At 61.8% G+C, this 13857-nt stretch carries 14 protein-coding genes and 3 tRNA genes; 10 read left to right on the top strand and 7 right to left on the bottom strand.

From position 1 onward, the window contains the following. Positions 1–14: 14 nt before the first annotated feature. From H2O14_RS02265 to H2O14_RS02250, 4 genes are all read right to left on the bottom strand, one after another. Complete coding sequence (locus tag H2O14_RS02265) at positions 15–164, bottom strand: hypothetical protein (protein WP_182826356.1); 150 nt, start codon at positions 162–164, stop codon at positions 15–17. 10 nt (positions 165–174) lie between these two features. Next, a complete protein-coding gene (locus H2O14_RS02260) occupies positions 175–510 on the bottom strand; it encodes a hypothetical protein (RefSeq protein ID WP_182826355.1) in 336 nt (111 codons plus the stop codon). A gap of 206 nt (positions 511–716) precedes the next feature. Next, positions 717–792 (bottom strand) — tRNA-Thr (locus H2O14_RS02255). A 73-nt stretch (positions 793–865) separates the two neighbouring features. Continuing rightward, the gene (locus H2O14_RS02250; protein ID WP_182826354.1) at positions 866–1789 is read right to left on the bottom strand and encodes an alpha/beta hydrolase; all 924 of its coding nucleotides are present in this window, start codon (positions 1787–1789) and stop codon (positions 866–868) included. Between the two features lie 608 nt (positions 1790–2397). On the opposite strand from H2O14_RS02250, the gene H2O14_RS02245 reads away from it, so the two are divergent. Beyond that, positions 2398–2967 carry a hypothetical protein gene (locus H2O14_RS02245; RefSeq protein ID WP_182826353.1) on the top strand — a complete coding sequence of 190 codons (570 nt, stop codon included), beginning with the start codon at positions 2398–2400 and terminating at the stop codon, positions 2965–2967. A gap of 39 nt (positions 2968–3006) precedes the next feature. Here the strand turns inward: H2O14_RS02245 and rlmB are convergent, their stop codons facing one another. After that, on the bottom strand, positions 3007–3870 hold the full coding sequence (rlmB, locus tag H2O14_RS02240; RefSeq protein ID WP_182826352.1) for a 23S rRNA (guanosine(2251)-2'-O)-methyltransferase RlmB: 864 nt from the start codon (positions 3868–3870) through the stop codon (positions 3007–3009). Positions 3871–4044: 174 nt separating this feature from the next. Here rlmB and H2O14_RS02235 point away from each other — a divergent pair. From H2O14_RS02235 to H2O14_RS02215, 5 genes are all read left to right on the top strand, one after another. Next, a tRNA-Tyr gene (locus H2O14_RS02235) sits at positions 4045–4129 on the top strand. Between the two features lie 19 nt (positions 4130–4148). Next, a tRNA-Gly gene (locus H2O14_RS02230) sits at positions 4149–4222 on the top strand. Between the two features lie 240 nt (positions 4223–4462). Further along, on the top strand, positions 4463–5638 hold the full coding sequence (gene tuf / locus H2O14_RS02225; RefSeq protein ID WP_182826351.1) for an elongation factor Tu: 1176 nt from the start codon (positions 4463–4465) through the stop codon (positions 5636–5638). 150 nt (positions 5639–5788) lie between these two features. Beyond that, positions 5789–6574: a pyridoxal kinase PdxY gene (gene pdxY, locus H2O14_RS02220; RefSeq protein ID WP_312858536.1), complete on the top strand. Its 786-nt coding sequence runs from the start codon at positions 5789–5791 to the stop codon at positions 6572–6574. A 127-nt stretch (positions 6575–6701) separates the two neighbouring features. Continuing rightward, entirely contained in the window at positions 6702–7595 is an 894-nt protein-coding gene (locus H2O14_RS02215; RefSeq protein ID WP_182826350.1) for an NAD-dependent epimerase/dehydratase family protein, read from the top strand. 56 nt (positions 7596–7651) lie between these two features. Here H2O14_RS02215 and H2O14_RS02210 read toward each other — a convergent pair whose 3' ends face one another. Together H2O14_RS02210 and H2O14_RS02205 are read right to left on the bottom strand one after the other, a co-directional pair. Next, positions 7652–7897, bottom strand: coding sequence for a hypothetical protein (locus H2O14_RS02210; RefSeq protein ID WP_182826349.1), 246 nt, complete (start codon positions 7895–7897; stop codon positions 7652–7654). A gap of 75 nt (positions 7898–7972) precedes the next feature. After that, on the bottom strand, positions 7973–8980 hold the full coding sequence (locus tag H2O14_RS02205; protein ID WP_182826348.1) for a LacI family DNA-binding transcriptional regulator: 1008 nt from the start codon (positions 8978–8980) through the stop codon (positions 7973–7975). A 209-nt stretch (positions 8981–9189) separates the two neighbouring features. On the opposite strand from H2O14_RS02205, the gene H2O14_RS02200 reads away from it, so the two are divergent. From H2O14_RS02200 to H2O14_RS02185, 4 genes are all read left to right on the top strand, one after another. Then, a complete protein-coding gene (locus H2O14_RS02200; protein WP_182826347.1) occupies positions 9190–10875 on the top strand; it encodes an extracellular solute-binding protein in 1686 nt (561 codons plus the stop codon). A 72-nt stretch (positions 10876–10947) separates the two neighbouring features. Next, entirely contained in the window at positions 10948–11808 is an 861-nt protein-coding gene (locus H2O14_RS02195) for a carbohydrate ABC transporter permease (RefSeq protein WP_182826346.1), read from the top strand. A gap of 35 nt (positions 11809–11843) precedes the next feature. Further along, on the top strand, positions 11844–12770 hold the full coding sequence (locus H2O14_RS02190; protein WP_246697504.1) for a carbohydrate ABC transporter permease: 927 nt from the start codon (positions 11844–11846) through the stop codon (positions 12768–12770). Then, positions 12767–13855, top strand: a complete 1089-nt coding sequence (locus H2O14_RS02185; RefSeq protein ID WP_182826344.1) for an ABC transporter ATP-binding protein — start codon at positions 12767–12769, stop codon at positions 13853–13855. The genes H2O14_RS02190 and H2O14_RS02185 overlap by 4 nt, the downstream gene beginning before the upstream one ends. The last annotated feature ends 2 nt before the right edge of the window (positions 13856–13857 follow it).

The raw sequence follows: 13857 nt of genomic DNA, 5'->3' as shown, positions 1-13857 counted from the left end.
GCCGGCCCTTCAGATCAATTGCTTTCGACCGAGACGCCGTTTTCGTTGAGCTTCAGCTCGACGCCTTCGGGTTTGCTTTCCTCGCGATAGGCGTAGACCGAAAATCCGATCACCGCGACGACGAGTGCGCCGATAATCAGATAAAGCGCATTGTTCCTGCTCATGAGCGCTCCCTCAGAAACGCCATTTCGAGCGCGGCGGCTCGGAAGCGCTTGCCGCGCCTGCGAGATAGCCGATGGCTGCGCCGATCAGGCCTGCCGTGACCGCGATGGACGTCGCCGTGCCCGGGTGCGCGCGGACTGTTTCCATCGCGTCTTCGCCCTGAACACGCAGCGTGTGGGCGGCGCGACGCGCCTGTTTCGACGCCGAGCGCAGGCGCGGTCGCGCTGCATCCGCCGCATCGCTCGTCATCCCCGACAGAGCTTCCGAAATATCGGAAATCTGCTCGCGGAGCGTGGCGAGTTGTTGCTCCAGGGCCTGTCGGCCATTCGACAAAGTATCGTCCTTCATGATCCACCTCGTTTGTTCCCCGGATCAACGCGGAGGCCTGAAGGTGGTTCCGAGAAAATTTCGGAAAATCGCGATCGAAACGTAAGAGGGAGCGAATCGCCGCAAGTAAAGCACCGGAATTCGTGGGTTCTCACGCGAATTCGAGCTAAGAACGAAGAAGGCGGGCTACCCATATCGGGAGACCCGCCTCGACTGCTTGAATTCGGTGGTGCCCCCAGCAAGACTCGAACTCGCGACCCCCTGATTACAAATCAGGTGCTCTACCAACTGAGCTATAAGGGCATCCGCGCTCGGAATAGCAGATTCACTCTTCGTGTAAAGCAGAAAATCGTCTCCGTCGCGCCGGCCTGCGCCGTCAGAGAACGGACTGGATGAAGTCGTCGACCATCGCCGTGTAGCTGGTGGCCACGCCGAGTTGGGCGTTGACGTCGCCCGAGGAGACACTCTGAGGCGAGACCGTCACGGAGACGCCCTTCCGTTCCGCCGCAGACGCGAATGCTCGCGCCTTGCCGCAGGAATCGCTGGCGCTTTCGGCGGAGCATACGACCATCATCGGCAAGCCGCTCGTCGCCAAAAGGTCGGTCGGCGAGGAATCCTCCCAATATTCGAGATTGGAGCCGAAGGCGGTGGCATAGACGGCGGAATGGTTCGATTGCATGATTGCCGGAATGTCGAGCGCCGGCGTTTCCAGCACCACCGCCGCAGTCCAGGGCTTGGCTCCCTGGTCGGCGGCGAGGGAGGGATTGGAGGAGAGAAGGGCGGTCAGGTGGCCGCCGGCCCCGGCGCCCATCAGCACGATCTTGCCGGCGTCGGCGGACCAGCTGGCTGCGTTCTTCTGCACAGAAGCGAGCGCGAGCGCCACGTCGGCGGCCTGGATCAAGGGATCTTTCTTGGGGAGCAGCCGATAATTGATCGAGACGAAGACATAGCCTTTCGCGACCCAGTAGCCGGCTTTGGCGCCTGCGACGGCGGACTCCTGCTTGTCGCCGCCCGACCAGTCGCCGCCATGCACCATGACGATCACCGGCGCCGAGGATCGCGATTCGGGAAGATAGACGTCGTATTTCTGGTCGTCGTCGAGACCATAGGGAACATCGACATTCACCGTCGCGCCCGACACGCCCTGGTAGCCGTCGCGAAAGGACTGCGTCAGCGGATCGGATTGGAAATCGAGAAGAGGGTTGGTCGAGGCGGCGATCGCGGGAGCTCGAAGGACGAGCGGCGCAGCCAGCAAAAAGGCCACAGCGCCGAAAATGCGTGCGAAGCGATAAGGGGTCATGCTCGATAATCCATGTTCAACTTGCGCGTCATGCGCTATCCCATCCTCAGTAGAGGTAAGATGCGCGCCCATCGCAACCGAGACCTTTGAAACTGGTTGCGATCGGGTTTCGGGAGAGGATGAGACATGACGTTTCTGCATCGATTCGGAACACTCTCACGCAAGGGCGGGCTGACGCTGGCCGCAAGCCTGATGCTCGCGACCGGGCCTGCTTTCGCTCAGGAACAACCGTCAGACGATCAGGCCCAGGAACCGATGGATGTCGCCGACATCGTCACCATCTCCTGCCAGGACGGAACCGAGCTTCATGGCGTGTTCACCGAGGCCGGCGTCGACCTCACCCTGCCGGACGGAAAGAAGGTCAGTCTGCCGGAAGCCGAGACCGAAGAGGGGTTTTCCTTCACCAACGGCGCCTATACGCTGGCGGGCGACGAGGAGACGCTGAGCTTCACCACAGGCAAGAAGGCGCCGGTGGCCTGCGACATCAAGGATGACGGCCGCCGTCGAAATTCGATGCGCCGCTGTTCATCGACACCGAACCGCTTCCCGCCGACAAGGCAAATCCGGACATACAGCCGCAGGTCAACTGCTATCGATTCCCGGGCTATATGGTCAAGGAAGTCGATCTGGGCGAAAAGGGCGCCGAAAGCCTGTCCATCGCGCCGCAAACCGCGGCGTGCAAGAAAGACGCGGGCAAGGACGAAAAGCCGGTCAAAGACGAGACCGCCGGTTATTTTCTCGGTTCGAAAGGCAAATTCGTGTTTTTCCAGGCGCCCGACAGCGTCAACGGCGGCCTGCCTTTCGTGGTCTATGATCAGTCGGCGATGAAGCGGCTGTTCGAAGACGCCTTCGCCGGCCAGGATTTTTATGACATCGCGGTGGATGGCGACAAGATCACGCTGACCTTCGACCGCGTCTATTCCGCCTCCTGCTCGCTCTATTCCGGCGACGCGACCTGCCTGGGCGAGGTCAAACGCGCCACGGGTCTCGGCGAGGTCGCGCCGATTCCGGATTGCAAGGCGGAGTATGATCAGGAGAAACAGGCCAATCCGGACGCCGCCGCCGAGATCGACAAGGTCCCGAGCGTGGTGACCTACAAGGCCAAGCTGGTCTGGGACGGCGCGGCGGCGACCATTACGCCCGAAGCGGGATCTACCGTCTGCCATCTGGCGTCGTGAGGAGATTGCGCCCGTCCGTTGCGGCCGGGCGCGCCGGCTTTATTTCATGAGATGCGTCCGCGCCGCATAAAGCGAGATGGCCGCGGCGTTCGAGACGTTCAGCGACTTGATCGCGCCGGGCATATCCAGCCGGGCAAGCGCGGTGCAGGTGTTGCGCGTCTTCTGGCGCAGGCCCTTGCCCTCCGCGCCCAGCACCAGCGCCACCTTTTCCTTGGAAAAAGTCTGTTCGAGCGGCTGGGGCCCCTCCGAATCGAGACCGATCGTCTCGAAGCCGAGGCGGTGCAGCTCTTCCAGCGCGTCGGCCAGATTGGTGATCTGGATATAGGGGATGAGTTCGAGCGCGCCGGAAGCCGACTTCGCCATCACACCCGATTCCGCCGGCGAATGTCTCTCCGTGGTGACGACGGCGGCCGCGTCGAAGGCGACGGCCGAGCGCAGGATCGCCCCGACATTGTGCGGATCGGTGACCTGATCGAGCACCAGAATCAGCGGCCGCTCCTTGAGCGAATCGAGCTTGCGCACCGGGAGAGGGCGCGTTTCCAACAGCACGCCTTGATGGATCGCGTCGTCGCCCAGCAATTTGTCGATATCCTGCGGGCTGACGATCTCGATCGGAAAAGGCTGCGCCTCGACGTCGCTGATCTCCAGCCTGGCCAGCGCATTCTTCGTCGCCTTGAGAGAGAGGAGTTTGCGTGCGGGATTGTCGAGGGCCGCGCGCACGGTGTGTATGCCGTAGAGCCAGACGAGGTCGCCGCCCGGCGAGGCCGGCTTTTTATCCACAGGCCCCTTGCGCTTGAAAGCCGGGGCGGGTGGCAGTTCGCCGCGCTCGCGCTTCTGGTCCCGCACGGCGCGCCGGAGGTTTGCGTAATGCGTATCTTTCGGGGTCTTGGTGTCTTTGCTCATGAAATCACAGTCTTTTTGGGAGGCGCCGCGTCGTATGCCGGTTTTGTGAATAGCCGACAAAAAATTTGGAAAGCCATGTTGACAGTTTTCGGTTGGGCGGTCATATACCCCCACGAACGCAGCGAACAACTGCTTTCGAGAATGCTTGGTCGCTTGATCCGGACGACGAAAAACGGAGAGATGCCCGAGTGGTTAAAGGGGACGGACTGTAAATCCGTTGGCTCAGCCTACGTTGGTTCAAATCCAACTCTCTCCACCATTCGTCATCGGATCGCGAGGCGGGTATAGCTCAATGGTAGAGCAGCAGCCTTCCAAGCTGAATACGCGGGTTCGATTCCCGCTACCCGCTCCAGTTTCTTCTTCATGCATGTCTTGAATTCCCGTGTGTAACTGCTTGGCCGCGGCGGGTTTTTTCGCATCGCGGTTTTTTCCCCGGTTCGGCGATCCAAACGCAGCGAATCGGTCTGACCGGCCCTTCATCCTTTCTCAACGATTTTGCTTGCGCTCCTGCGTCGAAACCTCTAAACGGCTGCGCAATCCGGCGTGGACCCATGCGCTGGCAGGCCCGTCCTTTGATCTCGAGGAAGCAAGAATGGCAAAAGGTAAGTTTGAGCGGAATAAGCCGCACGTGAACATTGGCACGATCGGTCACGTCGACCACGGCAAGACGTCGCTGACGGCTGCGATCACCAAGTATTTCGGCGAGTTCAAGGCGTATGACCAGATCGACGCCGCTCCGGAAGAAAAGGCCCGCGGCATCACCATCTCGACCGCGCACGTCGAATATGAGACGGCCAACCGTCACTATGCCCACGTCGACTGCCCCGGCCACGCCGACTACGTCAAGAACATGATCACCGGCGCCGCCCAGATGGACGGCGCGATCCTCGTCTGCTCGGCCGCCGACGGCCCGATGCCGCAGACCCGCGAGCACATCCTGCTCGCCCGTCAGGTCGGCGTCCCCGCCATCGTCGTGTTCCTCAACAAGGTCGACCAGGTCGACGACGCCGAGCTTCTCGAACTCGTCGAGCTCGAAGTCCGCGAACTTCTGTCGTCCTACGACTTCCCGGGCGACGATATCCCGATCATCAAGGGTTCGGCTCTAGCCGCCCTCGAAGATTCCGACAAGAAGATCGGTGAAGACGCGATCCGCGAACTGATGGCCGCCGTCGACGCCTACATCCCGACCCCGGAACGTCCGATCGACCAGCCCTTCCTGATGCCGATCGAAGACGTGTTCTCGATCTCCGGCCGCGGCACCGTGGTGACCGGTCGCGTCGAGCGCGGCATCGTCAAGGTCGGCGAAGAAGTCGAAATCGTCGGCATCCGCGCCACCGCCAAGACGACCTGCACCGGCGTCGAAATGTTCCGCAAGCTGCTCGACCAGGGCCAGGCCGGCGACAATATCGGCGCGCTGCTGCGCGGCGTCCAGCGCGACGGCGTTGAGCGCGGCCAGATCCTGTGCAAGCCGGGCTCGGTCAAGCCGCACAAGAAGTTCATGGCCGAAGCCTACATCCTGACCAAGGAAGAAGGCGGCCGTCATACGCCGTTCTTCACCAACTACCGTCCGCAGTTCTACTTCCGCACGACGGACGTGACGGGCATCGTGTCGCTGCCGGAAGGCACCGAAATGGTCATGCCGGGCGACAACATCACCGTCGAAGTCGAGCTGATCGTTCCGATCGCGATGGAAGAAAAGCTGCGCTTCGCCATCCGCGAAGGCGGCCGCACCGTCGGCGCCGGCATCGTCGCCTCGATCATCGAGTAATGTCTCGACGAGACTGATTGTGAAACCCCGCTGGAGACAGCGGGGTTTTTCGTTTTGACGTCCCTCCCGCCTTTGCCCGGATGCCCCCATGAAGCAGATCCTGTCCATCCAATCCCATGTCGCCTATGGCTATGTCGGAAATCGCGCCCGGTGTTTCCGCTGCAACGGCTCGGCCATGAAGTGACGGCCATCAACACGGTGCAGTTTTCCAACCATACCGGCTATGGCGAATGGACCGGCGACGTGTTTGCGCCCGCCCATATCGAGGCGATCGTCGAGGGGCTCGACAAGCGCGGCGCGCTGGCGACCGCCGACGCGCTGCTGACCGGCTATCTCGGCGATCCCGCGATCGGCGAAATCATTTTGTCGCTTCTCGACCGCTTGCCGGAAAATGCGCTCTGGCTCTGCGATCCCGTCATGGGCGATGTCGGCCGCGGCTTCTTCGTGCGTCCCGGCATTCCCGAATTTTTCCGCGACCGGGCGCTGCCGCGCGCCGGGATCATCACGCCGAACCAGTTCGAACTCGAATTTTTGACCGGGCGGACGATCACGACGCTCGAAGAGGCGCGAGCCGCCTGCCGTTCGGCGCATGAGATGGGTCCCGAGATCGTGCTCTTGACCTCGCTGATTCACGACAAGACCGGGGATGACCAGATCCAGATGCTGGCCTCGCACTGCTCGGGCGAGCAGGCGTTGGTGTCGACGCCGCGACTGGCGATCGATCCGGCCCCGAACGGCGCGGGCGACTGCACCTCGGCGCTGTTTCTCGCGCATCGGCTTTCCGGCGCCTCGCTCGCCGACAGCCTGTCGCGCACGGCGTCCAGCATCTTCGCGCTGTTCGACAAGACGATGAAGGCGGGACGGCGCGAACTGCACCTGATCGCCGCCCAGGACGACTTCGCCAATCCCGCCGCGCTCGACGTGACCCTGCTCTGAAGCGTAAAAGCCGAGGGTGAAAGCTACGGCTTTCGCCCTTCGGGCTTGAACGAATTCGGTTTTCGCGCGTATCACTCCTGCCTGACATCACGTTCGCCTGTTGGAGGCGGATCAGGGGAGGATTGTTTTGAAAAAACGTGTTCTGTTCACCGGCGGCGCCGGAAAAGCCGGCCGTCATGTCGTGCCATGGCTGATCAATGCCGGCTATGAGGTCCACAATCTCGATCTCGCGCCGCTCGACAGCCCCGGGGTGACCAACCTCATCGTCGACATCACCGATTCCGGCCAGGTGTTCAACGCGCTGTCGATGCATCGCGATTTCCCGGACCTCGATCACGGTCGGGGCGTTCAGCCCTATGACGCCGTGGTGCATTTCGCCGCCGTCCCGCGCATTCTCATCAAGCCCGACAACGAGACCTTCCGCGTCAACACCATGGGCACCTACAATGTCGTCGAAGCGGCCGTGAAACTCGGCGTGCGCAAGATCATCGTGGCGTCGTCGGAAACCACCTATGGCGTCTGCTTCGCCGAGGGACATCGCGACTTCCATCAGTTTCCGCTCGACGAAGACTACGACGTCAACCCGATGGACTCCTATGGTCTGTCGAAGGTGGTCAACGAGAAGACCGCGCGCGCCTTCGCCGAACGCTCGGGCGCCGACATTTATGCGCTTCGGATCGGCAATGTGATCGAGCCGCATGAATATGCGGACTTTCCGCGCTATTTCGCCAATCCTGAAATTCGCAAGCGGATCGCCTGGTCCTATATCGACGCGCGCGACCTCGGGCAGATCGTTCATCTCTGCATCGGCAAGGACGGCATGGGCTATCAGGTGTTCAATGCCGTCAACGACACGGTGTCGGCCGATACGCCGAGCCGCGAGCTGGCGGCGCGCTACTATCCGAATGTGCCGTTCACCCGTGAAATCGGCGAATTCGAAAGCCTGCTTTCCAACCGCAAGATCCGTGAGGTTCTCGGTTTCAAGGAAGAGCATGACTGGCGGAAATATGTGACGGTCTGAAATAGCCAAAAGGGCTCCACGAGGAGCCCTTTTCAACATTCGGCAATGTGTGGGAATCAGGCGTCCTTGCCGACCACGAGACCATAGACGTAAGCGACCGCCATCAGGCCGACGAGGCCGATCATGGCGAAGATCTGTGAGAAGATTCCGCGCTTGGGCAACAGCGCTGCATCGGCCGCGCCGCTGGCGCGCACTGTGTTGGCCTTGAGAATTTCGACCAGTCTTGCGTTCACGGCGTCGTTGTTGTTGGCGGCGTCGCCATCGCCCGCCACACCAGCGCTTTCGGCCCGTTCATGCTGCATGTCAGTCACCCCATGGTTAATAAGTGTGTAATGCTTTTCCTCGGATGAGGCAAGATGGAGCGCGCTGGGGAGAAGTCAGAGCTCCGGGATGTTTTCGCGGAACACCACCTGCAGCCGCGGCGCGTGATAGTCGAAGCGCTTTCCAAGCACGGCATGGCTGAGCATGGCGATGGCCTCGCGCGCCTCGACGCGCGGATTCTGGTCGATGACCGCGTCCATCGCGCCTGAAAGCAGCAGCAGTTTCGAGGATTCGGTCAGTTCGTGGCCGATGAAGATGATGGATTTAGGCCGGCCCGCCTCGGCGATCGCCTGGCCGATGCCGGCATTGCCGGCGCCGATATTGTAGATGCCGACCAGATCGGGATGGCGCGCCAGCAGCGCCGCAGCTTCCTCATAGGCGCGCTGCCGGTCGTCGCGGACTTCCCGCAATTCGACCACCTGCAGGTGCGGAAATTCTTCCGTCAGGATATGTCGGAAGCCCATCTCGCGCTCTTCATGGCCACGATAGGAGAGCGAGCCGGCAAACAGCGCGACTTTACGATTCTCTCCGGGCGGCAGGAAACGCCCCAATAGATAGCCGGCTAAGCGACCGGCGGCGCGATTGTCGATGCCGACATAGCCGGTGCGCGGCACATGCAGGATATCCGACACCAGCGTCACAACGGCCACACCGGCATCGGCGAGCATGCGCATGGCTTCGCGCACGGCGGGGTGGTCGAGCGCGATGAGGCCGACGCCCTGACTTTCGCCGCGAAGGCCCATCAGCGTGTCGGCCAATGTGATCGGGTTGAAACCCTCGACCTCATGGATACGACAGTCGATGATTTCCTGCGCCGCGCATTGCCGCTCGATCTGCGCTTTGAGCGTCTTGATGAACGAATTGGTGCCCTGGGGCAGCACGAAATCGAGCCTGATGCGCTCGGACGAGGCGTCGCCGCCGCCGAAATAACCCAGGCGTTTGGCGGTTTCCATCACGATCGAGCGGGTGCGCTCGCTGACCCCGGAACGATTGTTGAGCACGCGGTCGACGGTGGCGGTAGAGACGCCCGATTCCCGCGCAATATCAAAGAGTGTCGATCGCAAGCCCATGATTCCCGTCAGCGATGATGATGTAAAATGATGTAATCCGTTCTCGGCGCCACGCAAGTGATTTTGCAGGACGCGCAGATTCTCCACCGAAAGCACGCCATCATATTTCTTCATCTATTCAACACGTTGCGCGGTTCCGTAATCGCTGTGGCGTCGTTTATGATGGAGAATGATTTGCCAACGGAAGCCAATGATGTTTTTTGATGTTGACATCGCCTCATGATAAAATCAATATCCATCACGCAGCGGATGGGAGGTCCGTTGCAAAGGGAGGAAAATATGTCCACTTCGTTTCGCGTGTCGCGACGCGGCTTCTGAGCGCGTCCTCACGACTGGCCGGCGTCACCGCCGCCATCGGCATCGCCCCGCAATTCATTCGACCCGGCCGCGCGTTCGCGGCGGATGCGTTGGCCCCCGGCATGATCGGCGGCCCGACCGGCTTCGCCGGCGCCGAGCGCTACCAATATGGTCCCGACACGCCCGAGGGCAGGGCGATCGAGGCGGCCAAAGCGCTGAAGGGCGCGGGCAAGGCGCCGGCCAAGATCGTGCTCGGCCTATCCGACGGTTCGATCGGCCAGCTGACGCAGCCGTTTCCCAAGGGCGCGCCGTCGATCAAGGAACTCTGGGAAAAGGAGACCGGCATCACGCTGGAAATCGTCGGCGTTCCCAACGGCCAGGAATTCACCAAGACGATGCAGGACATCTCCACCAAGGGCGGAGCCTTCGACATCTATGCGGTGGAATGGAACCGTCTGGGCGATCTCGCCGAAACCGGCGGCATCATCGCGCTCGACGACTATGTCGCGGCCCACAAGCCTGAATGGGACGATCCCGAGCGCGGTTATGTCGGCGGCCAGGCCGGCGTGTCGCTGCTCAACCAGTATCGCGGCCAGACCTATGGCGTGTCACTGGACGGCGACTTCCAGACCTGGAACTATCGCACCGACCTGTTCAACGACGAAGCGGAAAAGAAGGCCTTTTCCGACAAGCACGGCTATGAGCTCGCGCCGCCGAAGACCTGGAAACAGCATTCCGAGATCGCCGCCTTCTTCCATCGTCCGGACAAGGGTCTGTTCGGCTCGACCGACCTGCGCAATCAGGGCTGGGGCTACACCAACTGGTATCAGCGCTATGTGTCGATGGGCAATCCCAACCAGTATCTGTTCGACGAAAGCGGCGCGCCGCTGATCAATTCGGACGCCGGCGTCGCCGCCACGCTCGAATATGTCGACTCGCTCTCGCATCATTCGCCGGATGCGATCTCCTGGGGTTGGCCGGAGCAGTATGGCAACTTCGCCAATGCCGGCGCCGCCATGACCTGCGCCTTCTCCAACCTGCCGAAATTCCTCGACAATGCCGGCAACACCGGCTCGAAGGTTACCGGCAAGGTCGGCTCGATGCTGCCGCCCGGCCGCGAGGTGGACGGCAAGCTGATCCAGCGCACCGTGCTCTGGCTCAATCTGTCGGCCTCGGTGTCCTCACAGAGCAAGAATCCGGAAGCCTGCTATCTGCTGCTGCAATGGCTCGGCTCCAGCCGCATCTATTCCTGGATGACGGCCAATCCGGGCGGCTATTTCGATCCGTTCCAGCTCGCCAACTTCTCCGATCCGCTCGTGCGCGAGACCTATCACGATTATCATATGGACATCGTGAGGGAGAGCGTGGCGCGGACCGTGCCGACCATCAACTATCCCGGCGCCACCGCCTTCCACAATGCGCTCGACGAAAACCTCATGGCGGCGCTGACCAAGGCCAAGAGCCCGGAACAGGCGATGGCCGACACCGAGAAACAGTGGAAGCGCATCGCCCGCCGCACCGGCGAGGACAAGTTGATCGAGGCGATCAAGGCCAACAAGGCGGCCTGGCCGACCATCACCGACGCCGCCTGAGGCATCAACGAGCCGGGGAGAGGCGCTTGATGCGCCTCTCTTCATCGCGCCCGAAAATTATGTGATTTATCCATGTCCCGTTCCCTCGTTTTCGAGCTGTTCCGCTATGGCGCCATTCTTCTGGCGGTGGCCATCACGCTCGTGCCCATTCTCTGGATGGCCTCGATGGCCTTCAAGCCGATCGCCGAATGGTCGGCCGCCGGCGCCGATCTCACCTGGTGGCCGAAAGAGCCGACACTCGACAATTTCCGTTTCATCTTCGGCACCTCGTCCAGCGACCTGATCGTGGCGCTCGACCGCACGGCGACGAAACCCATCCTGTCGTCGCTGCTCTCGGCCGTGTTCGGCACGCTGATCGCCATGATCGCCGGCACATCCGCCGCTTACGGCCTGTCGCGCTTCGGTTCCGGGCAGAATCTGCCGCTGGCTCTCATCCAGCTCCGGCTTTTTCCGCCCATGGCGGTGATGATCCCTGTGATGATCATGTGGGCGTTTCTTGGTTTGGTCGATACCTGGTGGGGCCTGGCGCTGATCTATGGCATCGTCACGCTGCCCTTCGCCTTCTGGCTGATGAAGACGTTTTTCGACGACATGCCGCGCGAAATCGAAGACGCCGCCCGCGTCGAGGGCTGCTCGCGCTTCCGCGTCTTCACCCGCATCACCCTGCCGATGATGCGCGCGCCGCTCGCCAGCTCCGCTCTGTTCGTCTTCATTCTCAACTGGTCGGATTATCTGATCGGCCTGCTGCTGACGACGCGCGAATGGGTGACGATCCCGGTCTATATGGCGTCGCTGTCGTCCTCGATGACCGGCCAGCTCTATGGCGCGAAGGCCGCGCTCGGCCTCATCGCCGCCGTGCCGCCGGTGATCATGGGCATCGCCATCCAGAAACATCTGGTGCGCGGCCTGACCTTCGGGGCGCTGAAGCAATGACCGACGCGCTCGCTTCCTCGACGGACCTCATCGCCATGAAGACCACCGACACCACCCGCAAGGACGTCGAAAGCGGCCGGCTGGGCTTCCGCCTGACGCTGCCCGCGCAGATCCTCGTCCTGTTCATCTCCGTCTTTCCGCTGTTGATGCAGCTCTATATCAGCCTCACCGATTGGTCGCCGCTCGATGGCGTGCCCTGGTGGATGGCCTGGGAAAGCTGGAACACCTTCGCCAACTACACCGATCTCGCCATCGACACGCGCTTCTGGGATGCGGTCGGCCGCACGCTTCTGGTGATGGCCGTCTGCGTGCCGGCGGAATTCCTGCTCGGCTTCGGGCTGGCGCTGCTGTTCATGGATGATTTCAGGGGCAAGCGGCTGTTCTATTCGATCATGCTGATGCCGATGATGGTGGTGCCCGCAGTCGCCGGCTACATGTTCTTCATGCTGTTCCAGTCGGGCGGGCCGGTGAACGACATTATCTCAAGCCTCATCGGCCAGCCTTTTTCGCTCGCCTGGCTGTCGAGCCCGCAATGGGCGCTGGTGGCGGTGATGATCGCCGACATCTGGCAATGGACGCCGCTGATGTTTTTGATCCTGCTGGCGGGCCTCGCCGGCGTGCCTGATGACCAGCTGAAGGCGGCCACATTGCTCGGCGCCTCCTGGCCGCAGAAATTCCGCACCATCATCCTGCCGAAGATGAAGACGATCATCATCATCGCGCTGGCGATCCGGGTGATCGAGAACTTCAAGATCTTTGACACGCTCTACATCATGACCGGCGGCGGCCCCGGCGTCGCGACCGAAACCATCTCCGTCTACATCTACAAGGTCACCCAGAACGATCTGATCTGGGGCTATGTCGCGGCCATCGCGCTCGCCATCCTGATCGTGCTGTCGGTCGCCGCCAATTTCGCCATCTCGCGCATGAACCGGGCGCGCAACGTGGGGAGCGCGGCATGACCTCCATTCACCTCAAGCAATTGACCAAGAGTTTCGGCGCATTCCAGGCGCTGAAGACCATGGACCTGAAGATCGAGGACGGCGAGTTCGTCGCGCTGCTCGGTCCTTCCGGCTGCGGCAAGTCGACGACGATGAACATGATCGCCGGCATGGAAGACCCGACCAGCGGCTCCATCCTGTTCGACGATCGCGACATGAACGGCGTCGCTATGGGCCGGCGCGGCGTAGGCTTCGTGTTCCAGAATTATGCGATCTTCACCCATATGAGCGTCTACGACAATCTCGCTTACGGCTTGCGCATGCGCAAGCTGCCGGCGGCGGAGATCGACCGTCGCGTCAAGCAGATGGCCGAGTTCCTGCAATTGGGGCCGTTGCTGACGCAGCCTTCGGCGAAACTATCGGTCAACATCCTGCAGCGGCTGGCGATCGGCCGTTCGGCGATCGTCGAGCCGGCGATTTTCCTGCTCGACGAGCCCTTGTCGAATGTCGACGCCGCGTTCCGCGCGGTGATGCGCACAGAACTCAAACATCTCCAACGCCAGTTCAAACAGACCATGGTCTATGTCACCCACGACCAGCTGGAAGCCATGACCATGGCCGACCGGATCGCGGTGATGGATCATGGCGTGCTGCTGCAGAGCGGTTCGCCCGTCGATGTCTACAACAATCCGAGCAGCACGTTCGTCGCCGGCTTTCTGGGATCGCCGGGCATGAACCTGATCCGCGGCGAACTCGTCGACCGCGCCGATGCGCTGCATGTCGATCTTGGCGCCTTTGGCCTTTCGGAGGCGCTGGAGCCGTCTCTGGCGCGAGCGGCGAAAGCGGGCAGGACCCGCAACGTCAGTTATGGCTTCCGGCCGGAACAGGCGCAACTCGAGGCGTCGTCATCGGGCTTGCCGGTGTTCTTCGTCGAGCGGATCGGCTCGCGCACCATCGTCCATCTGGGAGGCGAGGGCGCCGTGATCAAGCTCGTGCTCGGCAACGACGCCGGTTTCGAAGTCGGCCAGACGGCGCGGCTTACGGTCAATCCCGGTTCGGTTCGCCTGTTCGACGGCGAGACCGGTCTCGCAATCAGGGAGGCGTGATC

This window comes from Rhizobium sp. G21 (assembly GCF_014158035.1).
In the GTDB taxonomy this organism is placed as follows: domain Bacteria; phylum Pseudomonadota; class Alphaproteobacteria; order Rhizobiales; family Rhizobiaceae; genus Rhizobium_E.
The sequence above is the reverse complement of the archived record's forward strand: the minus strand, read 5'-3'. Positions and strand labels throughout refer to the sequence as shown.